Source organism: Sporosarcina sp. Y1004 (assembly GCF_057669665.1).
The window spans coordinates 66,523-91,508 of sequence record NZ_JBYHFQ010000013.1 but is presented as its reverse complement, the minus strand read 5'-3'; the positions used below and the strand labels follow the sequence as shown (position 1 = coordinate 91,508).

Annotated in this window: 20 protein-coding genes and 1 tRNA gene; 17 read left to right on the top strand and 4 right to left on the bottom strand. The window is 40.1% G+C overall.

Features of this window, described 5'->3' with window-relative positions; translation table 11 throughout:
* Nucleotides 1–10: 10 nt before the first annotated feature.
* The 3 genes from AC25Y6_RS10805 to AC25Y6_RS10795 all read left to right on the top strand — a co-directional run bounded on the left by AC25Y6_RS10805 (nucleotide 11) and on the right by AC25Y6_RS10795 (nucleotide 1,854).
* Nucleotides 11–661, top strand: a complete 651-nt coding sequence (locus tag AC25Y6_RS10805) for an amino acid ABC transporter permease (protein WP_482103830.1) — start codon at nucleotides 11–13, stop codon at nucleotides 659–661.
* Nucleotides 662–673: 12 nt separating this feature from the next.
* Nucleotides 674–1,324, top strand: a complete 651-nt coding sequence (locus tag AC25Y6_RS10800; RefSeq protein ID WP_482100262.1) for an amino acid ABC transporter permease — start codon at nucleotides 674–676, stop codon at nucleotides 1,322–1,324.
* 278 nt (nucleotides 1,325–1,602) lie between these two features.
* Nucleotides 1,603–1,854 (top strand): phage holin, encoded by a 252-nt coding sequence (locus AC25Y6_RS10795; RefSeq protein WP_482103831.1) that lies wholly within the window; start codon nucleotides 1,603–1,605, stop codon nucleotides 1,852–1,854.
* Between the two features lie 408 nt (nucleotides 1,855–2,262).
* Here AC25Y6_RS10795 and AC25Y6_RS10790 read toward each other — a convergent pair.
* Nucleotides 2,263–2,335: transfer RNA gene (locus AC25Y6_RS10790), tRNA-Val, on the bottom strand.
* Nucleotides 2,336–2,449: 114 nt separating this feature from the next.
* Between AC25Y6_RS10790 and AC25Y6_RS10785 the strand changes: the two genes are divergently transcribed.
* Entirely contained in the window at nucleotides 2,450–3,316 is an 867-nt protein-coding gene (locus AC25Y6_RS10785; protein WP_488143016.1) for a DNA-3-methyladenine glycosylase family protein, read from the top strand.
* A 97-nt stretch (nucleotides 3,317–3,413) separates the two neighbouring features.
* Here AC25Y6_RS10785 and AC25Y6_RS10780 read toward each other — a convergent pair whose 3' ends face one another.
* A complete protein-coding gene (locus tag AC25Y6_RS10780) occupies nucleotides 3,414–3,557 on the bottom strand; it encodes a hypothetical protein (protein WP_482100265.1) in 144 nt (47 codons plus the stop codon).
* Nucleotides 3,558–3,950: 393 nt separating this feature from the next.
* Between AC25Y6_RS10780 and AC25Y6_RS10775 the strand changes: the two genes are divergently transcribed.
* From AC25Y6_RS10775 to AC25Y6_RS10725, 11 genes are all read left to right on the top strand, one after another.
* Nucleotides 3,951–4,889 carry a Gfo/Idh/MocA family protein gene (locus AC25Y6_RS10775; RefSeq protein WP_488143015.1) on the top strand — a complete coding sequence of 313 codons (939 nt, stop codon included), beginning with the start codon at nucleotides 3,951–3,953 and terminating at the stop codon, nucleotides 4,887–4,889.
* A gap of 60 nt (nucleotides 4,890–4,949) precedes the next feature.
* Nucleotides 4,950–6,338: an aldehyde dehydrogenase gene (locus tag AC25Y6_RS10770; RefSeq protein ID WP_488143014.1), complete on the top strand. Its 1,389-nt coding sequence runs from the start codon at nucleotides 4,950–4,952 to the stop codon at nucleotides 6,336–6,338.
* 207 nt (nucleotides 6,339–6,545) lie between these two features.
* Nucleotides 6,546–7,598, top strand: a complete 1,053-nt coding sequence (locus tag AC25Y6_RS10765; RefSeq protein WP_488143013.1) for a M42 family metallopeptidase — start codon at nucleotides 6,546–6,548, stop codon at nucleotides 7,596–7,598.
* A gap of 13 nt (nucleotides 7,599–7,611) precedes the next feature.
* Nucleotides 7,612–9,102 (top strand): UDP-N-acetylmuramoyl-L-alanyl-D-glutamate--2,6-diaminopimelate ligase, encoded by a 1,491-nt coding sequence (locus AC25Y6_RS10760; RefSeq protein WP_488143012.1) that lies wholly within the window; start codon nucleotides 7,612–7,614, stop codon nucleotides 9,100–9,102.
* A gap of 496 nt (nucleotides 9,103–9,598) precedes the next feature.
* Nucleotides 9,599–9,820: a transcriptional regulator gene (locus AC25Y6_RS10755; RefSeq protein ID WP_488143011.1), complete on the top strand. Its 222-nt coding sequence runs from the start codon at nucleotides 9,599–9,601 to the stop codon at nucleotides 9,818–9,820.
* A gap of 97 nt (nucleotides 9,821–9,917) precedes the next feature.
* Entirely contained in the window at nucleotides 9,918–10,190 is a 273-nt protein-coding gene (locus AC25Y6_RS10750) for a YhjD family protein (RefSeq protein ID WP_482100271.1), read from the top strand.
* A gap of 499 nt (nucleotides 10,191–10,689) precedes the next feature.
* Complete coding sequence (gene tnpB, locus AC25Y6_RS10745; protein ID WP_482100272.1) at nucleotides 10,690–11,847, top strand: IS200/IS605 family element RNA-guided endonuclease TnpB; 1,158 nt, start codon at nucleotides 10,690–10,692, stop codon at nucleotides 11,845–11,847.
* A gap of 365 nt (nucleotides 11,848–12,212) precedes the next feature.
* Nucleotides 12,213–13,787, top strand: a complete 1,575-nt coding sequence (locus AC25Y6_RS10740; protein ID WP_482103839.1) for a peptide chain release factor 3 — start codon at nucleotides 12,213–12,215, stop codon at nucleotides 13,785–13,787.
* A 214-nt stretch (nucleotides 13,788–14,001) separates the two neighbouring features.
* Nucleotides 14,002–17,067, top strand: a complete 3,066-nt coding sequence (locus AC25Y6_RS10735) for an efflux RND transporter permease subunit (protein ID WP_488143010.1) — start codon at nucleotides 14,002–14,004, stop codon at nucleotides 17,065–17,067.
* A gap of 870 nt (nucleotides 17,068–17,937) precedes the next feature.
* The gene (locus AC25Y6_RS10730; protein WP_488143009.1) at nucleotides 17,938–18,693 is read left to right on the top strand and encodes a TerC family protein; all 756 of its coding nucleotides are present in this window, start codon (nucleotides 17,938–17,940) and stop codon (nucleotides 18,691–18,693) included.
* Nucleotides 18,694–18,821: 128 nt separating this feature from the next.
* Entirely contained in the window at nucleotides 18,822–20,171 is a 1,350-nt protein-coding gene (locus AC25Y6_RS10725; RefSeq protein WP_488143008.1) for a TrkH family potassium uptake protein, read from the top strand.
* A 93-nt stretch (nucleotides 20,172–20,264) separates the two neighbouring features.
* Here AC25Y6_RS10725 and AC25Y6_RS10720 read toward each other — a convergent pair whose 3' ends face one another.
* Nucleotides 20,265–22,013 (bottom strand): B12-binding domain-containing radical SAM protein, encoded by a 1,749-nt coding sequence (locus tag AC25Y6_RS10720; RefSeq protein ID WP_488143007.1) that lies wholly within the window; start codon nucleotides 22,011–22,013, stop codon nucleotides 20,265–20,267.
* A gap of 193 nt (nucleotides 22,014–22,206) precedes the next feature.
* Here AC25Y6_RS10720 and AC25Y6_RS10715 point away from each other — a divergent pair, with 193 nt between their 5' ends.
* Both AC25Y6_RS10715 and AC25Y6_RS10710 read left to right on the top strand, forming a co-directional pair.
* The gene (locus AC25Y6_RS10715; RefSeq protein WP_488143006.1) at nucleotides 22,207–23,640 is read left to right on the top strand and encodes an ATP-binding protein; all 1,434 of its coding nucleotides are present in this window, start codon (nucleotides 22,207–22,209) and stop codon (nucleotides 23,638–23,640) included.
* A gap of 89 nt (nucleotides 23,641–23,729) precedes the next feature.
* Complete coding sequence (locus AC25Y6_RS10710) at nucleotides 23,730–24,173, top strand: MarR family winged helix-turn-helix transcriptional regulator (RefSeq protein WP_488143025.1); 444 nt, start codon at nucleotides 23,730–23,732, stop codon at nucleotides 24,171–24,173.
* A gap of 94 nt (nucleotides 24,174–24,267) precedes the next feature.
* On the opposite strand, the gene AC25Y6_RS10705 is transcribed toward AC25Y6_RS10710, so the two are convergent.
* Nucleotides 24,268–24,948, bottom strand: a complete 681-nt coding sequence (locus AC25Y6_RS10705; protein WP_488143005.1) for a hypothetical protein — start codon at nucleotides 24,946–24,948, stop codon at nucleotides 24,268–24,270.
* Nucleotides 24,949–24,986 lie beyond the last annotated feature (38 nt).

Genomic DNA, 24,986 nt, shown 5'->3' with positions numbered 1-24,986 from the left:
TGGAAAGATTGTGGATTTCTCAATTCTAATAAATTATTTCGATATGTATTGGGATGGGTTTAAAGTTACGTTATTAATTAGTCTTATCGCATTAATTGGAAGCTTTTTGATTGGTGCTATCGTCGCGGTAATGAGAATTATTCCGTTTGCACCGCTTCGTTGGATAGCCACAGCTTATGTAGAGTTTTTCCGGAATATTCCACTACTCGTTATTGTGTTTTTCTTTTATTTTGGGACTCCGTCCTTGGGACTACAGCTCTCAGGATTTACTGCAGGAACAATTGGATTGACTATTTATACGTCTGCTTTTATCGCAGAAGCGATTCGCTCAGGTATTTTGTCTGTTCCCAAAGGGCAAATGGAAGCTGCAAGGTCGTCAGGTTTAGGCTATGCTCAAACAATGAGAATAATCATCCTACCTCAAGCTATTAAAATTGTAGTACCTCCTATTGGTAACCAATTTATTAATTTAGTGAAAAACTCATCTATTTTGGCGCTCATAGCCGGTACGGAACTGATGTATCAAGCAGACCTAATTTCGGCCAAAACTTATGTAGTCTTTGATGTGTACATATTTGTCGCTTTATTTTATTTAATCATAACCATTCCATTAAGCTTAGGCGTATCTTATCTTGAAAAACGTCTTGCTAATAGCCATTAAGGAGGTGTCATAATGGATTTTTCAGGTGCATTTAGTCCAGATAATCTTAAATTTTTAATGGAAGGTTTTTATGTTACGTTAAAAGTTGCTTTTATTTCAATTTTTTTCAGTTTTATAATAGGTGGAGCAATCGGAACTTTACGATTTGCTAAAATACCTATCCTTTCAAAATTACTAGCGGTTGTTGTGGAAACAATCCGGAACTTGCCACTACTTCTGATCATATTATTTACTTATTTTGCACTGCCAGAGATGGGTATTAATCTCAGCATAACTGTTTCCGCTATTGTGGCATTGACTGTTTTTGAATCAGCGATGTTAGCTGAAATTGTTCGTGGTGGATTGAATTCTATTGAAAAAGGGCAAATGGAAGCAGCACGTTCATCAGGACTTACATATGTTCAAGCGTTGAGAACTGTTATTTTGCCGCAAGCACTTCGAAGAATGGTACCAAACCTTGTTAGTCAGTTTATATCACTTCTAAAGGATACATCGCTTGCAGTTGTTATAGCGCTTCCGGAGTTGCTTCATAATGCAAAAATCATTCAAGCACACTTTCCAAACGAAGTAATTCCAATCTTTATATTAATATCCCTTATGTACTTCGTTGTGAATTACGCTTTGTCTCTACTTGCACAAAGACTAGAATTGAAAACCACATAAATGTTTTTTTATTGGAAATCCCTTCGCTAATAGTCGAAGGGATTTTTTGCGTTCGGAATCCATTTTTTCATTGGGGGAAAGTTCCTTGTATTTTTTGAAGATATTACCCTCTGCATTCAATCGATCTAATGCAGTGTTGTAGATATATTTCGGAATAGGAAAAGAATCGGGGGTGGAGCGGAAATGAATGAAATTATAGTGAATACGATAGTAATACAGGCCATATCTAACTTTCGTGTTTGTGGGTCTTAGAATTATAGGATAAAGGAGGTATTATAATGAATGCAGAAAAACTAAAGCAGCTTGTCGCGTTATTCGGGGGATGGCTGTCAGCGTTACTCTTATATTTGGGTACTCTAAACGTCAAATTCGAATGGTTTGACCAGGAATCGATAACAGCACTTGAAACATTTCTAATGGCATCAATTCCATTTGCCATCGCATTATACGGTGTATACAAAAATAGCTACCGTTTAAGTAAAAAAGCGAAGATGCAAGAGGAGACCTTAAAGAAAAATGGATTGAAGTGATATAGTATAGAACTTTTTCAGTTCCCCAGAGGCATCCCTAAAGCGCTAAGCGATCTAAAATGTACACTCTGAATTAACAGCTCTATCATTAATGGAAACTCTAGCGAAGGCGCGGCAAAGGGGTAGCTGAAGCCCTGAGACTGGATGCGAAGCGCATATCCAGGATCATGGCGAGAGGCATCCCCAAAGCGCCAAGCGATCTGCGAATTCACACTTCGAATTTTTCAATTCTCTCGATATCGAACTCCCCAGCGCGGGAAGCGGTCTACACTCCATACTCCGAACCCGCCCCTATACATAAGGAAGAATTTAAATATTATTATCAAACAAAAAAACACCATCCAATGAAGGATGATGCTTTTAGAAAAACCTTTGTTCCTAAAGGCTTTTTTCGGGTTTAACACCCAATGGTCCCGACTGGGCTCGAACCAGCGACCCCTACCTTGTCGAGGTAGTGCTCTCCCAGCTGAGCTACGGAACCGGGAATTTAAGTAGTGCTTCTGCTTACTGCACAAGTTCTATTATAACCAATCTGTAGAGGAAGTCAATACTTTTTGGGAAACTATTTTACTAGCGTATAATAAACGATAGAATCATGAAGAAAGAGGTGTTTTTAATCGACGTTCAATTCTCATTGCCGTTCGTTTACGATTTTGATCGAGCAATTGCGCGACTTGCAAGAGACCCTGTAAATACGGTGGATTTGCATAGTTGTTCAGTTCGCATTCCCATGAAGGAAGGGAATATTGTCCACTTACAAAGTACAGGCACAAAACAATTCCCTTCATTTAACATAGAAGAAGCGATTGATGAAAATCAAGTTAAAACGGTTAAGTCAATTTTTCACTTTGATAAACCGCTGGATGCCATCGGGAATCATTTTGCAAATACGGACCTTGGAGCACTTTTCCTCGAATATGAAGGAACGCCGCTTATAAAAAGTTTTTCTTTGTACGAAACTTTAATGAAAAGTATTATTCATCAGCAACTAAACCTTTCCTTTGCGCATACATTGACCAAGCGTTTCGTGGAAACGTTTGGTAGTGAGTTGGATGGTGTCTGGCGCTATCCCACCCCTGAACGTATTGCGTCCCTAGATGTCTCCACTCTGCGTGAATTGCAGTTTAGTTCACGTAAGGCTGAATATGTCATCGGACTGTCGCAAGCGATTGCAGAGGGGAAGCTGGACCTTGAGCGATTTACGCTAATGGATGATGAAGAAGTGACATCGGAATTGGTTGCATATCGTGGAGTGGGTCCATGGACGGCGCAAAGTTTTCTCATGTCAGGTCTTGGACGTCCGAATTTATTCCCATTGGCGGATATTGGTCTACAAAATGCATTGAAAAAGTTATGGGGAATGGACCGCAAGCCTACGATCGATGAAATGCTTGTTCATTTTCCTGATTGGACACCCTATTTAAGTTATGCTGCACTTTATCTATGGCACAGTATCGAGTAAACCATATTTAAAAACAGCTTTCCCGGTAAATTACTGGAAAAGCTGTCGTATGGTCCATGTTAAATTAGTGTCATGAATTAGTATGTGGAATTCGTTATCAGTGTATGGGTTCTTCGATTTGTTGCACCTCATCAAAATAAAGGAAATTTTCTTCTTCAAGTTCAACCAGACGTTCTTTATTTATTCCCGATGAAAGATTACCTTCAAAGATTGTTTCCCACCAAGTATCAGTTGTTGTCATGTCCATTTCCTCCTTTAGATTCTTTGCTGTTTAAATTTTCTATTCCCTTCATTGCTGTCATTCAAAACGTGAAGGCGTGTAAAGGAATCCTAAGACCTATCTATATTTATTCAGCATTCATCTCTCACCTCCATAGGTTGGAGGTGAATGGGGTTTAATTCCTGTTCAGCGGGTGTCCAAACGCCCGCTGAATAAAGATTAAGCCTCCGGCGGATGTCACAGATTTTGAAAGGAGTCAATGAAGGCAACCTAAGATCGCCGCGTCCTGCGGCAACGGTTGCATGACCTACATCCTGTAGGCCTCAAGCTCGATTCAAAATCTGGACGCAATTACGCCGAGGCGTAATTGATATTAGCTTTGTAAAAACGAACTTTCAAAAAGGGGTTGTCTAGATGAATAAGACTACATTTGCAATCGTCGGCACAGGAATTGTCGGTGAACGGATTATTAATCAATTGCGTAACAATGATGCTGCACTCATTTTGGCGCTGTTTGATGAAAATGACAAACGTCTTCAAGAAATGGCGAATACATATGGGCTTTATGCGGCATCCTCATATGAAGAGGTGCTCGCATTGAAACCGAACTGGGTCTATATTGGAGCTCCGCCTGTATCGCATGCTGTTCTTAGTACGGAAGCGCTTGCACAAGGTTTGAATGTACTTTGTGAAAAACCGCTTGCACATAATGTTGCAGATGGATTGGTTATGTCTTCAGCCGCGGCGGACAAGTCGATTCAAACAGCAATGCATTTTCCATTGATCTACAGTCCATCAGTCAGGCATATGATGAAACTTGTTAATGAAGGTGAAATCGGTGAAGTTGTTCGAATTGAGTTGCAAACCTATTTTCCACATTGGCCACGCGTTTGGCAGCAAAATCCATGGATTGCTTCACGTGAACAAGGTGGCTTTACACGAGAAGTATTCCCGCATTATCTTCAGCTTATGTACAGGATGTTTGGTGAACTGGAAATCATCTCCCACCAGACCACTTATCCTATAGATGAAACGCTTGCGGAAACGAGCGTCATTGCATTTGGCGATACGGTAGGCGACATACCATTCCTCCTGAACGGCATTTCAGGAATCGGCCAACAAGAAGAACTGTCTTATACAGTATATGGAGATAAAGGTGTTCTGAAACTGCGCAATTGGTCGGAACTTAGCATGGCATTAAAAGACAGTCCTTTTGAGATATTGACTTCTTCTGATTCAGTGAAAACGCTTGTGGATGAATGTATTGCAGCCGTAAATGGGGAAGATGCGTTGCTTGTTTCATTCGAAGAAGGTCTTGAGATACAAAAAGTGATTGATATTCTTTTAGCATAATGATTGCAACCTCTACCTATTATATTTAAGATTATAAGAAATAGAATATGGAGGGATAACATGAATTTTACTGCACAAGACGTAGAATCGATGATATCTTCCCAGCGCTCATTTTATTTTACTGGGAAGACACGGAGCGCTGCATTCCGAAAAGAAATGCTCGGTAAGCTGAAGGAAGCGATTACCGCCAATGAAGTAGAAATCACGGAAGCCTTGCATAGAGATTTGCGTAAAAGCTCTTTTGAGTCCTATGTGACGGAAATTGGATTTGTCCTATCGAGTATTACTTATATGATTAAACATTTAGAAGACTGGATGGAAGAGGAATCAGTCAGAACGCCTGTCCACCTTCAACCTGCGAAAAGCTTCATCGTTCATGAACCTTATGGATCCGTCCTTATTATTGGACCTTTCAACTATCCATTTCAGCTCGTTATGGAGCCACTTATCGGAGCGATTGCAGGTGGGAATTGCGCCATCGTTAAACCTTCTGAGACATCTGTTCATACTGCGCATGTCGTTAATAAAATACTGACGGAAACTTTTGCGCCGGATTATATTCGAGTCGTAGAAGGAGAACAGGAAGAAACGTCAGCACTCATCCACGCTTCATTCGATTATATTTTCTTTACCGGAAGTGTGGCCGTTGGGAAAGTTATTATGAAAGCTGCGGCGGAAAGGTTAACGCCGATTACGCTTGAACTCGGCGGGAAAAGTCCGGCGCTTGTTGATCAGACAGCTGATTTACAAAAAGCGGCTGAGCGAATTGTTTGGGGTAAATTTTTGAATACTGGACAGACATGTGTTGCACCGGATTATCTTCTCGTCCATCATACTGTCAAAGAACAACTAATTAAAAATATTCAATCATCTATTCGTAAATTTTACGGAAAAGATATTTCGCAAAGTCCAGATTACGGAAGAATCGTCAGTGAAAAACACTTCAACCGACTCGCCGGAATTATTGATACGGACCGAACTCATGTAATAAGCGGAGGGAATTCTGACCGTTCTGACTTATTCATTGAACCGACACTTCTTGATAATATATCTTGGAATAGTGCTTCAATGGAGGATGAAATTTTTGGGCCGATTTTACCGATTTTGACATATGATAACCTTGACGATGCGCTTCAACGGATCCGTCAATTGCCGAAACCACTGGCCGCATATTTCTTTACTGAGAATAGTCGAGCTGCTGACTACTTCATTGAAAACCTTCCGTTCGGCGGTGGATGCATAAATGACACAATTGCGCATGTTGGAAACGTCAACTTACCATTTGGCGGAGTCGGTACTTCCGGAGTGAGTTCGTATCATGGAAAAGCTAGTTTTGATACATTTACGCATGCCAAGTCTATGATGAAAAAAAGTACAACCATTCCAATGTCACTTGCATTTCCACCATACGGCAATAAGCTGAAAATAGTAAAACCGCTCATCCGATAATGGATAGCGGTTTTCTATTCTTTAAGGTGTGAGAAACGGCAACAATCAAACGTTAGCTATTGACTATGAATGGTACTATGAATTGAAAAAAGTTAGAACAAAAGTATTCCATTAGGCACCTCGGTAAATCTACATTATACTTAAAATATATGATGTAAAACTTCGTAAAGCCGGCTACTTTTGAAGGGGAAGAAAGGGGACTTGAAAATGCAAACTGTATTTGATGAAAAACAGATTGTTACGCTACTTAAAAGACTTGTTGAAACACCTAGTCCATCGGGATATACACAAAAAGTGATGGAGCTAATTGAGCAAGAACTGAGCGATATCGGGGTATCCTTCAAGAAGACAAATAAAGGAGCTATCATCGCTACGATTGAAGGTTCTAATACTTCACGTCATCGCCTGCTCACAGCACATACGGACACACTTGGCGCAATGGTTAAAGAAATTAAAAGCGATGGTCGTTTGAAGCTGGATATGATTGGCGGTTTCAGATGGAATGCAGTGGAAGGGGAATATTGCCTCATCCATACAGCTTCAGGGAAAGAAGTACGGGGAACAATTCTTATGCACCAGACGTCTGTCCATGTTTATAAAAATGCCGGAACAGCTGAACGAAGCGCAGATAATATCGAAGTACGTATAGATGAAAAAGTGACGAAAGCAGATGGAACTCGTGGACTGGGTATCGAAGTTGGCGATTTTGTCTCATTTGATCCGCGTTTTGAAACGACAGAAAGTGGATTCATTAAATCACGTCATCTTGACGACAAAGCGAGTACAGCTCTCTTGCTTGGATTGATTCGTTCATTAAAAGAAGAAAAAGTACAACTTCCGCATACGACGCATTTTTATATTTCCAATAATGAAGAAATCGGCTATGGCGGAAACTCTAATATTCCAGATGAAACGGTTGAGTACATAGCGGTCGATATGGGCGCAATTGGAGACGGTCAAACTTCAGATGAATATACGGTTTCAATTTGTGCGAAAGATTCAAGCGGACCGTATCATTATGCATTGACGCAACACTTATCGAATTTGTGTAAAGTAGGGGATATTCCGTTCAAACTCGATATTTACCCGTATTACGGATCAGACGCGTCTGCTGCAATTCGTGCGGGATTCGACGTTAAGCATGCGTTATTCGGTCCAGGAATCGAATCATCTCATGCTTTAGAACGAACACATACCGATTCACTGAAAGCGTCTGCGCAGTTGCTACGAGCATACGTGACTTCAGCAATGATAGATTAAATGGAGGGTTTTTATGAATACAAAAAATTTACTATCAATCTTACCTATTAAACAAATAACAGGGACACTCCCACCAACTGTGACGGATATTGCGGTAGATTCACGTTCGGTAAGTGCGGGAGGGGTTTTCGTCTGTATCGAAGGGTTCACGGTGGATGGTCATAAGTTTGTGGATAAGGCCATTGAAAATGGAGCACGCGTTATCGTTGCTTCGAAACCCGTCAACGTCGATTTGACTAAAGTTGCTTGCGTCATGGTTGAAAATACATCCCGGGCTATCAGTTTGTTGGCACCACGGTTTTACGGCTATCCTTCAAAACGGCTGACGATGATTGGTGTAACAGGGACGAACGGAAAGACTAGCGTGAGCGGCATCATACAAGCAATACTCCAGCAAGCAGGTGAAGTATCAGCAGTTTCTGGAACAATCGGCTTTGAGTTGAATGGAACACTATATGAAACTGAAAATACAACAGCAGACGTACTGACGACACAAGGAATGATTGCCCGTGCAGTGGAAGAAGGCTGTACAACAATGACGATGGAAGTTTCCTCACACGGACTCGTAGAAGGTCGTTTAGCAGGAACGGAATTCGATATTGCTGTTTTCACAAACCTAACGCATGACCATCTCGATTTCCATGGCACGATGGATCACTACGGTTATGCAAAAGGTTTATTGTTTTCACAACTAGGACAAGACATGGAAAAACGAAAATTTGCAGTCATTAACGCGGATGACGAATGGTCCAATAAGCTACTGGAAATGACTTCTTACCCAGCCTTTACATATGGCATTCAAAATGAAGCAGTATTTCGTGGATCGGATATCGAGCTTGCAGCAAACGGAACGGTATTTAAGCTAACTTCACCTGATGGGGAGTTCCGGGTTGCTATGAATTTGATAGGCGAATTCAGCGTCTACAATGCATTGGCTGTAATTGCTGCTTTATACGCTAAAGGAATGGTTATAGAGGATATCCTAAATTACCTAGGGAAGATTTCAGCCGTCAAAGGTAGGATGGAACAAGTACCGACACAATTGCCGCTAACGATGTATGTTGACTACGCACATTCACCGGATGCGATTGAAAAAGCGATTGCTGCAGTCCTGCCATATAAAAAAGAAGGAAGCCGTCTTATCTTCGTCATAGGGACAGGTGGCAACCGCGATCGGATAAAACGTCCAATCATGGCGGAAAAAGCATCTGTTGCTGATTATGTTGTCTTAACGACAGACGATCCGAGAGACGAGCCGTACGAGTCAATCCTGTCTGAATTGGAAGCTGGCATGCTGCATAAGCGGTATGCGTGTATCGGTGATCGACCAAGTGCTGTGCGCCACGCAGTTTCAGTCGCAAATTCTGAAGACATCATCATATTTGCAGGAAAAGGGCATGAGGACTTTCAAATTATCGGCTCTATAAAACATCCGCATTCAGATGCAGAAATCGCGCTAGAAGAAGCGGAAAAGAAGTTTGGTACAGGATTATTTATTAATTAATTGAAAGTTAGCTTGGTCCTGACTATAGGAACTTTTTTTGCACTACCAACTCTTTGGAACGTCCATCCGGGCGTTTTTTTTGTTTATGCAATAAAAAAGTGATAGGCGGCTTTGAGAATATTTACAAAACATTTACGCTCCATTCAAAATGGCTTAATAAAGGCGTGTTAATCTTTAAATGTACCAATACTCTAGAAATAGGATGTGGTGATATGAAAATAATTAAAGATATGAAATTTAAAGTTGTCATCTCTTTTCTTGTGATTATGTTTCATACCCATTTGGCGTAGCGTATTGAACTATAAATAGTTATATCATTAAACGCTTCGGCGTTATTTTTTTCTAAAATTGAACGTTTCTTAATGGGCGTACACAGTGCATAAAGGTCGTTCATCTAAATAGTGATCGTAACTAAAAACATCTCTCACAAGATGCTTTTTATTTGCTTGTAAAACGAACATACATTCTGTATAATGGATGAAAAGGGGGAACGAATGTGCGTGGTCAATTATTGAAGTCACTGGAGTACAACGAGTCACTGGATATGATGTATATGGCTAAAGATGGTTCAATCAGTAAGCGAAGAATCAAAGTCCTACAGGTTGGTGAGGTATCCTTCCGAGCCTATTGTCATCTTCGAGGATCCAAACGTACTTTTATTATTGATAATGTACTGGCACTTGTTCCCATCATTCGTAAAGAGAGTAGGGTAATCTAATGGCGTTTATTCCATCAGATGCATTACCGCATTTTGAAAATATGATTTACTTACCAATGGTTATAACAATTTTAGAGAGAGACCAGGCTCATTTAAATTGAAAAAGCCTTATGTAGAAATTATTGAAAGTGCACTAAAAATAGTCCGAGCCGAATTAAAAGAAACGAATCTCTATGCCCGAAGTGAACATTTAAAGTTAATTAAACAAGGGAAAGACGGCACGTTTACTGAGTATGCCTTTTTCCATGGTGGCTATGAAGACAAAAGACGCTACATGAACATGCGGCTGCGCAACAGGACGGAAGAGCTAATATCTATTTACTTTGCGATGGTAGGAAATCAGAGCAGTAAAGGAGTGGCTGTAACGTGATAGATCAGAGCGCTGAGAAGCATGCTATGTCGCTGCTATTTCGAGAACATTTAGCAGAATTAAGCTGGTATAAAAAAGTCGATGAAAGTGACGGTAATACGGAAACGACCAAATTGAAACATAACAGACGCACTAGGCCCGATGCTAACCAAAACTGTTTATCTTGAAATTCGGCGAGAGGTTTTGTCAACGAAAATAAGTAACGAATATATAAAAGTCAATATTAACAATAGCATGAGTGTTAAATAGATTATCAAAGTGTTTTTAGGTTTGTTTGTTATTTAATCAAAAGGAAAATGACGAAGGAAGAAGCGCGGATAGTCAAACAAGACATTTATCTGTTTACCGAAAGAAGACTCTCACTTCACTCACGACAAGGGCGTAGCCCAGTGATAAGTGGGAGATGAATTTCGGTTGGAAAAAAGTCCAAAATATTCGCTTTAACGGAACGGTTATTCTGTTCTTGTCACATAACCCTTTTGAAGCGAGGTGAAAATACATGATAATCAACAAAGCCTATAAATTCCGTATCTATCCAGACATAGAACAACAAATCCTCATTGCTAAGACAATCGGGTGCAGTCGCTTTGTCTTTAATCACTTTTTGGCTAAGTGGGATAGTATCTACAAAGAGACGGGCAAAGGATTGTCTTATATCGCTTGTTCCGCCGAGTTAACGCAATTAAAAAAACAGGAAGATACAATTTGGTTAAAAGAAGTGGATAGCACTTCTCTTCAGTCGTCCTTAAAGAATTTGGCTGATTCATATGAACGATTTTTCAAGAAACAAAACAAAGCTCCGCGTTTTAAATCAAAGAGCAATAACGTGCAATCCTACACGTCAAAGCATACCAACGGAAATATAGCAGTAGTTGATAACATGGTTAAGCTACCTAAGTTGGGCTTGGTGAAGTTTTCTAAAAGTCGTGAAATTGATGGTAGAATTCTTAGCGCAACGATTCGACGTAACCCTTCGGGTAAATACTTTGTATCTATTCTTGTTGAAACAGAAGTTAAAGGGTTACCAAAAACTGGTTTATCTGCAGGTGTTGATGTTGGCCTGAAGGATTTTGCGATCTTATCTGACGGAACGATCTATAGAAATCATAAGTTCTTTTGTGCACTAGAGAAGAGGCTGATACAAGCACAGCGTATTCTTTCAAGACGACAAGAGGCCGCCTTAAAGCGGAAATGTAAATTAAGCGAAGCGAGAAACTATCAAAAACAAAAGATAAAGGTTGCTCGTATTCACGAGCAAATTAGCAACGCAAGAACGGATTACTTGCATAAAATCTCCTCCGAAATCATCAAAAACCACGATGTTATCGGAATAGAGGATTTGCAAGTATCCAATATGCTCAAAAACCAAATGTTTGCTAAATTAATTAGCGAAGTAAGTTGGTCGCAATTCAGAACGATGCTTGAATATAAGGCGAAATGGTATGGGAAACAAGTTATTGCTGTAGGTAAAACATTCCCATCAAGCCAACTTTGTTCATCTTGTGGATATAGAAACAAAGACGTTAAGAATCTTGCCTTGCGTGAATGGGATTGTCAAGGGTGTGGAGACCATCACGATAGAGATATTAACGCAAGTATAAATATAAAAAATGAAGCCGAAAGGCTTTTAACCGCAGGGATTGCGGGGTTAGCCTAATCAATAACTGACGGTTACGTCAGTGGTCTTAGGAATCTCCCACTTCTAAACGAAGTGAAAGTGGGGGTAATTCAAGATTGCGTGCTCATCGCGATGATGTTAAAATCAGAAGTAATAGTATTGTGGTGATGGAGGAATAAAACGACCAATCCAATTACGGAAAGGTCGTTTTATTTTGTGTATTTTCGGGATGCGGGCCTGATTAAACCTTTTATTCAGGAAACGGTATAATAAACTTTAATACACTGGTTTTTGTTGAATGCTTGTAGACCTGGATGCAACGGTATTTATTCAAATGATCTACTGCGGTTTACACTATGATAAACTTATGCTAAGAAAAGCAGAACAGAAGGAGATAATATATAATGGACAAACCTATAAATGAAGAAATTGCGTCTCGTCGTACCTTTGCAATCATTTCTCACCCGGATGCCGGGAAAACGACAATTACAGAAAAACTTCTCTATTTTGGCGGCGCAATTCGTGATGCTGGAACAGTAAAAGGGAAAAAGTCTGGTAAATTTGCAACGTCTGACTGGATGGAAATTGAAAAACAGCGTGGGATTTCGGTCACTTCATCAGTTATGCAATTCGATTATGATGGAAAACGCGTTAATATTTTGGATACACCCGGGCACGAGGATTTCAGTGAAGATACTTACCGTACGCTTATGGCAGTTGATGCAGCGGTTATGATGGTCGACTCGGCGAAAGGAATTGAGCCGCAGACGATTAAACTATTCAAAGTATGTCGTATGCGTGGAATTCCGATTTTTACATTTATCAACAAAATGGACCGCTTAGGGAAAGAACCGCTTGAATTAATGGAAGAGTTGGAAGAAGTTCTTGGCATACAGTCTTACGCCATGAACTGGCCAATTGGGATGGGCAAAGAGTTCCTAGGTATCTATGATCGTTTTAATCAGCGTATTGAACAGGTTCGTGTCAACGATGAAAACCGTTTCCTTGCTATAAATGACGAGGGTGGCCTCGTAGAACCGCATCCGATGATGGAAACTTCGTATTACAAGCAGGCAATCGAAGATGTCCTTCTTTTAAATGAAGCAGGAAATGATTTCGATGAAGAGAAAATTGCAATTGGCGAATTAACGCCAGTATTTTTTGGCAGCGCACTTACAAATTTCGGTGTACAAACATTTTTAGAAACATTTTTACAATTTTCACCGCCTCCACAACCGCGAATAACAAAAGATAAAACAGAAATCGATCCGTATTCGGAAGAGTTTTCAGGGTTTATCTTTAAGATTCAAGCGAATATGAACCCAATGCACCGAGACCGTATAGCATTCGTCCGTATTGTTTCAGGTAAATTCGAACGTGGAATGAACGTAACAGTTCCACGAATTTCAAGGACATTCAAACTGACACAGACAACACAGTTTCTTGCAGATGATCGTGAAACTGTGGATGAAGCAGTTGCCGGAGATATTATTGGGCTCCATGATACAGGTAACTACCAAATCGGTGATACAGTAATTGGCGGTAAATCTAACTTCATTTTTGATGCGCTTCCACAATTTACACCGGAACTTTTCGTACGGGTAACCGCGAAAAACGTCATGAAGTCCAAACATTTCCATAAAGGGATTCTCCAGCTTGTACAAGAAGGCGCAATTCAATATTACCGGACGCTCCACACCGAGGATGTACTTTTAGGGGCAGTTGGTCAGCTTCAATTCGAAGTATTCGAGCATCGGATGAAGAATGAGTATAATGTCGAGGTACGTATGGAGCACGTCGGTTCAAAAGTGGCACGTTGGATTGTTAATGAAAGTGATGTCAAAGAATCAATGGCGGGTCAACGTGCAATGCTCGTAAAAGACCGCCACGATAAATTAGTATTCCTGTTTGAAAACGACTTTGCGATGCGGTGGTTCCACGATAAGTATCCAGATATTGAGTTATATAGTCTATTATAATCCGCTAATCCGGCAGGACGGTCTTTCCGTTTTGTCGGTTTTTTTATGGATAGGAAACGATAAGTTTAAATTGATCGTTTCTAGTTTCAGACCTCAGGTTCTTTGAGGTTCGACCTTTTGATAAAAGAGCAGATGATAGTGGCTCATGTTTGAAGAAGTGTCAATCTTTAACTATGATTGAAATAAAGAATTATTTGGGGAGAGGGAAATGTAAATGAAAATCAGTGACTTTTCTATTAAAAGACCTGTATTTACAATTGTGACAATGTTTCTAATCATCATTCTCGGAGCTGTGTCATTTTTTCGCATTCCAGTAACATTAATTCCGGAATTGAACCCGCCAATTGCAGTCGTAGTTTCTAGTTATCCAGGCGTATCTCCGGCTGAAGTGAGCGAGAAATTAACTAAACCGCTTGAAGCAAGTCTTTCAACTTCACCTGGTTTGAAATCAATGCAGTCTACCTCCCAGGAAGGGGCAAATTTCATCCTACTCATGTTTGACTGGTCGACGAACATTGATGAAGTCCAACTCGATATCATGCAGCGGGTCGATCAAGTTCCGGTTCCTGACGGGGCAAATAAACCCAGATTCATGAAGTTTGACCCGGCCCAGTTTCCGGTAATTCAATTGTCGTTGCATTCTACTACGGAAGACATTGATGTCCGAAAGATTGCCGAACAGTTGGAAACAGAATTACGGAGAACAAAAGGAGTAGCGAGTGTTTCTGTTTCAGGTCAACTTATGGAAGAAGTCCAAATTATTCTAGATCAGAACAAAATTGTGGCAAATGGACTTGACCAAGCAGGTATCGTGCAAATGATCCAGGCGAATAATGTATCGATGCCGGGTGAACCAATCGAGACTAGAGACGGAATGTTATTGACAACACGTATTGTCAGCACGCTCACGTCCATTTCGGATATCCGTGGCGTCACAGTAGGAACAAATCCACTCAGTGGCAAAAAGATAAAAATAGCCGATGTAGCGGACGTTGCGCTTGTAGAGTCTGAGACCGGAACAGAAACCCGTGCAAATGATCAGCAGGCAGTTTTAATGTCCGTATTGCAAGAATCGGGTGCAAATACTGCGGAAGTATCTACAGCATTCAAAACAGCGCTTGACAAGCTTTTAGAGAAAGAAGAATTCAATGGAGTCGAGTCAAATATTTTGTTTGACCAAGGAGATTATGTGAAACTTGCCATCGGAAATATTGGCCAATCTCTAATACTAGGCGGTATTTTTGCGATGCTCGTTTTATTCTTTTTCCTTCGAGGCATCAAGAGCCCAATTATTATTGGAATTGCAATTCCATACTCGGTTATTGTCACTTTCGTCCTCATGTATTTTGCGAACTTCTCGCTAAATATTATGACATTGGGTGCACTTGCATTAGGTATCGGAATGCTCGTCGATAATGCGATTATCGTTATTGAAAACATTGAACGGCATCTCACTATGGGGAAAAAGCCAAAGCAAGCTGCATCTGAAGGGACGAAGGAAATTGGCGGTGCGATTATAGCGTCAACATTAACGACGCTAGCTGTATTTGTACCGGTTGTTTTCATCAGCGGTTTGATAGGACAGATATTTACTGAATTCGCTTTAACAATTTCCTTCAGCTTATTTGCATCGCTTATTGTTGCTTTAACAGTTGTACCAATGATGGCAAGTCGTTTACTCAATAAACCGAAGGCCGACATGGAAGCGAGAAGACGTCGATCTAAAAAATTGAACAACTTTGAACGCTCGGTAAAATGGTCGTTGAAATATCGTTCTGTTGTTCTGGTATTTACAGTAGTCGTTCTACTACTTAGCGTTTTAGCCTTGACCAAAGTCGGAACAGAATTCCTGCCTTCAACAGATGAAGGATTTGTAAGTGTTTCGGTGAAGCTGCCGAATGGTTCATCTGCAACTGCGACGGATGAAGTTGTGAAGCGAATCGAAACACAATTGAAAAAGGAAAGTGACGTAGAGGTATATGTCAGTCTGGTTGGCGGAACGCAACGGGATATAGCTCAAGGCACATCAAAAGCAGATCGTGCAGAAATATCTGTAAAACTGTTACCTCTCGCAGATCGTGAACGTTCTGTTTTCGAATTCGTCGATGATGTACAGCCTAAGGTATTGAAGGAAATCGGTGATGATGCGAAAGTTAGCTTTAACTTGCAGACCGCCGCGGGCTCAAGTCCGAATACATTGACGTTTTCATTGAAAGACACAAATGAAGAACGACTCAATGATGCAGTATTGAAGTTGAATCGGAAATTGGCCGACCTCGACTCGATAACTGAAGTAACAAATAATCTTCAAGATACCGTAGAAGAGATACAAATCGAAGTGAATCCAGATAAAGCATCTGAAAAAGGATTAGCACCTTATCAAATTGCACAAACGGTCAACGACGTTACGCGTGGTTCATTTGCGACCCAAATTATTGGGGAAAATGAAGAAGTTTACGGTGTCTATGTTAGATACGACAAGAAATTCCGTAATAGCATAGAACGGTTGAAAAATATAAAAATGCGAACGCCTGCTGGAACTTTTGTGTCGCTAGGTGAAGTTGCTAAAATTAATATTGCAGAAGGACCTGTTTCCATACAGCGAGTCGACCAGGCGCACTCTGTTACATTCAATGTGAAATATATATCGTCCCAGTCGCTTGGGGATATGACTGAAAAAGTAAATAATACGATTGATACCCTAAAGTTACCTGAAGAGATAGATGTTTCATTCGGCGGTGACAGGGAGTTATTTGAAGGTGCCATTGATGATATGATTATGGCAATCCTGCTAGCTGTTGTCCTCGTTTATATTGTAATGGCGGCACAATTTGAATCATTTAAGTATCCATTTGTGATTATGTTCTCCGTACCACTTATGATTATTGGCGTAGGACTTGGATTGTTTTTGACGAATACGCCAATTAGTGTAACAGCGGTTATTGGTATACTCGTTCTTGTCGGGATTGTCGTTAATAATGGGATTGTCCTTGTTGAGTATATTAATCAGCGAAAAGAAGCGGGGCTAAGCTCATATGATGCTATCGTTGTTTCTGTCAGGGATCGGGTTAGACCAATCCTGATGACTGCACTAACGACTATTCTTGGCCTGCTGCCACTGGCACTAGGTATAGGCGAAGGGACAGAAATGAACCAACCGATGGGAATTGTAGTGATTGGTGGTTTACTGAGCTCGACATTGCTAACGCTATATGTTGTACCCATCATCTACAGCCTGTTTGATCGACAAACGAGAAAACGAGCGGTTGAGAAGAAATAATGGAAATGCCTCCTTTTCAAAGGGGGTATTTTTTTGCGCACGAATGAAAAATAGAGTTGTAAGACATAAACTCAATTACAACTGTCAAATTATAATTACCTTAATGATGATATATGTTGAAATGGTGAATCCCATTGAATTTGTTGAGGTGTTCAATAAAGAGGGAGTTATTATTCGGAGTGTGGGTTGTAGATCGCTTGGCGCTATGGGGATGCCTCTGGCCCTAAGCCTGGATTAACGCTTGGCATCCAGTCTCAGGGCTTCGGCTACCCCTTTGCCGCACCTGCGCTGGGGTGTACATTATTGAAAGTGATTTTGAGATGTATGGACTGAGACTATAATGTGATTACTATTTGATATTAATTTCATTGAAGAAAGACGCACTCCATGCTAAATGCTTTTTCCCCGATAATGAAATGCGCTTTCCTACATAGAGACTATCCAGCGAAGGCGCGTCTTCGTGGTAGCCGGAGCGATAAGACTGAAAGTGGTTTCCTTTCTGGCTTATCGCGGGAGGCATCCACAAAGCGTCGAAGCGGTAATAGCAGGACTTCCTGGAGTCCATTCCATCTATCGAGAGCTCTATATAAGAAAAATAGCGAATATCAAATAAAAGTAGGAAGCCTTATCATTTACTTTTGGTCGAACTATGCTATAATAAATCAAAAGCACCCGAACTTAATAAACTTTTGACTTTATGTCAAAGGGGAGTAGCTATAGGGAAACCTATTTCATAGTCGTCAATACGTGGCTTGCGCCATCGGTTATGATAGCTGGATTTTTACAAGACTAAAATTCCGACTTAGCGAGACCTTTGCCTTTTATTAGGTGAGGGTCTTTTTTATTCGTGAAAAATTAGGAGGAATCGATTTGGACGCAATATTATTGGAATACGCATGGGTACTCGTTGTACTTATCGTATTAGAAGGATTACTAGCAGCAGATAACGCGGTTGTTATGGCAGTTATGGTTAAGCACTTACCGCGCGAACAACAAAAGAAAGCACTCTTCTACGGGTTATTTGGTGCATTTGTCTTCCGTTTTGCAGCATTGTTCATGATTACAATCCTTGTGAACTATTGGCAAATTCAAGCACTTGGAGCAGCATATCTTTTATTCATCTCGATTAAAAGCCTTATTGATCAGCGAAAAGATGAAGATCCACATCCCGATGCGAAAGTACGCAAAAAATCCGGTTTCTGGATGACGGTTGTGAAGGTAGAACTTGCCGATATCGCATTTGCACTGGATTCAATGCTCGCGGCTGTTGCACTTGCTGTAACGTTGCCTGAGCTTGGTAACTTCCATATTGGTGGTATTAATGGTGGACAGTTCACTGTCATGCTATTAGGTGGAATTATCGGTCTAGTCATCATGCGATTTGCAGCACGTCAATTCGTTACTCTGTTAGAAAAATTCCCTTCTTTAGAAACAGCAGCATTTCTTATCGTTGGATGGGTCGGTGTCAAATTACTTGTTCTTACACTGGCGCATCCAGGCGTGGGTATCCTTGCCGAAAGCTTCCCACATTCAACATTGTGGAAAACAACGTTCTGGATTGTCCTCGTTGGAATTGCAGTTTTTGGTTACTTAGCAGGAGTTCGACAAAATAAGAATAAAGCTTGATTTTAAGGACAGTCGTGCATTTGCACGGCTGTTTTTTTGTTTATATAAAGTTCGTTCTTTCTTTTTTCGTGCAACTTCTCTAAAATAGGTACGACACCTCTACAGTGGTGAAAGGAGCGGGGATAAGAGTGAAATTCAATCGCGAGAATTTACGCAGGTTCACACCTGCCCAAGTAATTGTGTTTTATTATTTTCTGGCCATTGCATTCTCATTATTACTTCTGAATCTTCCTGGTGTTTACTTGCCTGGTGTAAAGGTGAGTTTTATTGATAGTTTGTTTACCGCCGTCAGTGCAGTAAGCGTTACGGGTCTGACAACTATCAGTATTGCAGATACATACTCAGTTTTCGGGATTTGTATGTTGATGTTGGTTTTGCAAATTGGCGGAATAGGAATTATGTCGATAGGTACATTTTTTTGGCTGCTCGTCAAAAAAAAGATAGGTTTGCGTGAAAGACAGCTAATTATGGTCGAACATAATCAATACAACCTCGCCGGACTCGTTCATCTCATAAGAGAAATTGTGAAAATAATAATCTTAATTGAAATTATTGGCGGACTCATTTTTACAGTGTATATCATGCGTTATTATGATTCGTTCAGCGAAGCGTTTCTAAACGGTATGTTTATGTCTGTTTCAGCAACCACAAATGCTGGATTTGATCTAACAGGCACTTCGTTAACAGGGTATTTTAATGATTACTTCATTCAATCATTGACGATGATTTTGATAATACTAGGTGCAATCGGATTCCCTGTTCTCATCGAAGTCAAAAGCTTCTTCTCTAAAAAAGTTCCTCATTTCCGTTTTTCATTGTTTACCAAAATAACGACAATCACATTTGGTATTTTACTCGTTTTTGGTGCATTAATGATTTTCATATTGGAATCTGTAAACTCATTTAAAGGGATGGCGTGGCATGAGAAGATATTTACCGCGTTATTTCATTCAGTGTCATCGAGATCTGGGGGACTGACAACGTATGATATAACGAAATTCAGTGAAGCGACCGATATTTTCATAAGTTCGTTGATGTTCATCGGCGCATCGCCGAGTTCCGTAGGTGGTGGAATCCGTACAACGACATTTGCAGTTGCACTCCTATTCCTCATCAACTTTGCACGTGGAAATCAGGTTATTAATGTCTTTCATCGGCAAATTAAATTAATAGATATTTTCCGTTCATTTGCTGTAATTATTCTAGCATTGGCAATGGTTATGACAGCACTTCTAGTGTTGCTTATTACAGAACCAGGCGTCCCAGTTGTTGCTTTGTTGTTTGAAATAACCTCTGCATTTGGAACGTGTGGAATGTCGCTAGGGATTACGTCGGATCTCTCTGTAGTTGGGAAAGGGATTATTATGATTCTTATGTTCATCGGACGAGTAGGGCTTATATCGTTCCTCTACACATTAGGAGGAAAAACGAAAAGTTTGCATTATCAGTACCCGAAAGAACGGGTCATTATTGGATGAAAATAAAAGCGTTAAAAGCAAAAAAACATCAAATTAGCTTCCCACAGTGTAAGAAAAAAAGGCTGTCCCATATCAAGATGGGGCAGCCTTTATTCAATGGACCAGTGACTTTTCTAAAAACCTGAGTTGCGGTGTATCATCATGTCTGAAGACAGTTATGAGATATCCAGTAGCATTCTGGACAACACCAATTTCAACGTCTTCAGGTTGGACTGCTATAGGTGTGATGAAAGTTTGTTTTCGTATATTTCTTGCATTCAAGCCTAAAGAACTAAACGAATCTCCTAGTAAAGCAGGATTTTCTAGAAGGAGTTGTTCAATGGAAGACCGTTCCTCAATCGGCATATCATCTTGCCACCATATTTTTCGCGGTTGGAACTTATGATGAGCAAGGTAGTCCATTTTTAGAAGACTTCGTGCGATATCCATGTCTGCACTGCCATCTTCCATAAGGAAATCATGCAATCGAATGAATAAATCCTCCAATTGATGTCCAATTCTTGACCAGCCCCGATTTTCCCAATAGGATCCAAACTGTTGGAAGAAGTCGAATGGTGTTTCGAAGACTTCAGAGACAACATACTCGACTGTTCTTGGTAAACGATTGTCGTTCCAATACTTCTCAAGGACGTCTTCGGTTTGTTTAATACGTAAGATATCATCGAACGTCAATACGTTATTTGAAAAGATCTCATAGGGTGCTTCATCGATAAAGTCATATCCGAACTGTTCGGCTTGGATGCGCAATCCCGTTCCACGTAGCAGTTTTAGGAAGCCGAGTTGCAATTCCTCCGGGCGCATGGCGAAAACTTCATTGAAGGTATTGCGGAAAGATTGATAATCTTCCTCAGGCAGCCCAGCGATTAAGTCCAGATGCTGCTCGATTTTTCCACCCGCTTTCACCATATTGACTGTTCGTGAAAGTTTTTCGAAGTTTTGTCGCCGTTGTACTAACTCGTTTGTTAAATCATTAGTGGATTGAACGCCAATTTCGAATCTGAATAGTCCTGCGGGCGCGTTTTCATTGAGAAAATCAATAACTTCGGGACGCATGATGTCGCCCGTAATTTCAAACTGAAAGACGGTACCCGGTTTATGTTCATCAATCAAAAATTGAAATATATCCATTGCATAGCTTCTACTAATATTGAACGTGCGGTCGACAAACTTTATTGTTTTAGCGCCATGTTCCATCAAATAGCGTATGTCATCCTTAATCGACTCGCGGTTGAAATAGCGGACACCTACTTCAATGGATGATAGACAAAATTGACAAGAAAAAGGACATCCCCGGCTCGTTTCTATATAGGTCACTCTTTTACCAAGGTCAGATATGTCCTCGTTGAACTTGAAAGGTGAAGGGAGTTCGCGCAAGTCTAGTTTTGGACCGGGTGCTGTGATTTTTAGCTGCTCATTTTGTCTATAAGCAATACCCTGGACTGCGGTTATTTCGTCTTTTCCAGCAAAGACATCCAGTAGATGTTTAAACGTTCTTTCTCCTTCACCAATGGCGATGACATCAATTTCGGGAACACGCTCCAGCCAATAATCATAATCGTAGGTCACCTCAGGTCCGCCTGCGATAATTTTCACATCAGGTTTGACCTTTTTTAACATGCGTATCACTTTAATGGTTTCTTCCATGTTCCATATATAAAGGCTAAATCCAACAATGTCCGGATTTTTTTGATATAAATCTGATACAATATTCATTGTAGGATCTTTAATGGTATATTCTGCAATAATCGAATTGTACTCAGGCATTGCAAATGCCTTCAAGCAACGTATGGCCAGATTAGTATGGATATATTTTGCGTTTAACGTTGACAATATAATATTCATAATCAAACTCCTTCTTTCTATCTACTATAATATTTAGTTTTAAAAAATACAAATATAGGTATAAAGTTCTATTTCCATTGCACCCTGAATATGGAATAATCCAAGTAAGGTGATTATTGTAAAAATTTGATATTTCGGCATGAACCAATGCTATATTTCATATTGTTTTGAAACGGGAACAGGGGGCGTACGCTTGAGCTGTAAAAAGGGGAAAGTCAAGGAACACATAACATTCATGTTGGATAATGCCAACAGACCGGGTACAGTTTTTGATAATAAGGGTTTGCTTTTATATGCAAATTCATCATTCAGGGAAAACTTTGGCACTAGTAAAAAGAATAATATTCGTGATTATCTTGATGGTATGACTAATGAATTGTGGGACAATACAACAAATCTTATTACTGAGTTTAAGGATAAGACACTAAACGTAAACATTCAATTATTAGGAAGAATATGCGCTGTTAAAATAGATCTGATGTATCTTGAAGATGTCCAACAAACGATTGCACTATTCGATATCCCGCAGAGTTTTCCAGATATTGCAGAAAAAACATATATCAATGCTTTCCGCAGTTCTGACAATTTTTTGATTTTCACGGATATTCATGGAGCAATCTGTGACGTAAATGAGATGCACACTGAATTTTTTAATTTACCAAGAGACTACTTTGCAGGAAAGTCGGCTAAAGTGGTCTTAGAATTATTGAATATAGATAATGATATACTGATTGATTACGTTAAAACGTTAAAACTTTATAGCTACGCGGAAATGACAGTTGAGTATGAACGTTCACTTCGTGATCGTAGATACTATAATATTATTACTTCATTCGACAGTGAGACTCAAACGTATCTGATACGGATGAGAGATCATACAGAAAAGGTTGCTATGGAAAAACATTTGGTGCATTCAGAATCATTATCGACTATAGGTGGGCTAGCGGCTAGCATCGCTCACGAAATTAGGAACCCAATGACGACCATGAAGGGTTTTGTCCAATTACTTAAGATTTCAGCAACATCTGACACGATGAAATACTTAAATGTCATTGATGAAGAAGTTCTTAGGATGGAATCGATATTGACAGAAATGCTTATCCTTTCAAAGCCCAGCACGAACAAGAAGATGACCTTTTGCTTGGAACTCCTCGTTGCGGATATGATTGAGGTCATCCAACCGAAAGCTTTAATGGATGGAATCACTATTACGCAACAAATAGAGTCTATTACAGAGTCATTAATTTATGGTGAACCCGATAAAATTAAGCAAGTTCTCCTGAATCTGTTTAAAAATGCACTTGAAGCAATGACTCCTGGAGGCATACTTACAACTTCCTTGAATTTGGATAGCTCAGGGAAATTAATCTTAAAGGTTACCGACACCGGAAAAGGAATGGATACGATGCAATTGAAGCAGGTTTTCTTGTCGTTTTTCACTTCCAAATCGAATGGAACAGGACTTGGGCTGCCATTTGTTCTGAAAATAATCGAAGAACATGGTGGAGCGATTGCTGTCGAAAGTGAAGTTGGTAAGGGTACGACCTTTATACTAACATTTCCTCCAGCAATTGCACATGGAACTGATAAGGTTTTAAATGATAAGAGTGTATTGTTGACGCAATAAGCAAACGACTTTCATGCCTTTTGACATCAATGCGTTCTAACCGCTATAATGAAGGCAACAATGGAACGGGATATAGAAGGTGGCACTGAATAATGACAAAAGATACAGAACGGGCATTAAAACTATTTATCGTTTTATCTAGAGCAAGCAAAGTAATATTGGAAGAGGCACATAGGACAAGCGAAAAACATGGGCTTAACCCTACTGAATTTGCTGTTCTTGAACTACTGCATCATACTGGGAGACAGCCGATTCAAAAGATTGGACAAAAAATTTTACTGCGTAGTGGTTCAATGACATACGTGGTTGATAAACTTGAAAAAAGAGGTTTATTGGAACGCGTTAATTGTGAGGCGGATAAGCGTGTGACGTATATGGCCATTACAAATGCGGGTGAGGAACTCATGATATCCATATTTCCGGAACACGCAGCTAATATTAAATCGATTATGACATCACTTACAATCGAAGAACAAAATCAGGCAATTGAATTGTTACGGAAGCTAGGTCTATCCGTAAAAAATCTATCGTAAAATCCGCTTGTATGCTGATAGAATCAGTGCAGTCGAAGGAAGAAATAGAAAAACGCCAAATGGATATGTTCCATTTGGCGCTTTTGTTGTACTGCTATTTAGCAACAATTGTTTCGCTCATACGTAGAAAACTTTCAAAATGGTCTTCGTTTAGGGAATCATAAATTGTTAGGCGAACAATCATATCCCCGCGTTCGAAGAGAATACCTGTAACGGACGTGGTTTCAGCTTTGACAGAAAGAACTTTTGCGTTCTCGATGTTTTCCCCAACTGGAATTGACGTTTCGTCTGTAACTTCAACAGGTGTGCCGCCATCACTGGATGCTTCTAGCACAGCGCCCATATTTTCAAGTAAGTAATCATAAGTACCTTCTTCTATTGGCATGGTTTCAATACGCATGAACACAGATTCGTCTTCTGTTGCCATAAGAACGTCCTTGCCGGGCTCTTCGCTTGTTAATGTATACTTCGGAAGAACAGAAATAGAGTAATTTTGTTCATCGCTATCTGTCAATTCGCTATCTTTCATGAAATCTTCTTTGGCATCATTGCTTATCGTCTCGTCTGCTACTTCTGTTTCTTCTTGTACAACATCTTTTGATTCTTCATCGACAACTTCATCTGAACTTTCATCTTCAACGACTTTATCTGTCTCTACGACTACATCCGTTGAACCATTTGTTGTATCCTCGCCAGCATCGGGATTTGTACCGCATGCTGTCAGAAGTAAAGTGGTCGCGACTGCTACTAGCAGTAAATTCCATTTTAATTTCATCGTAAATCCCTCCTTATTTAATTTAGACGCATGAAACT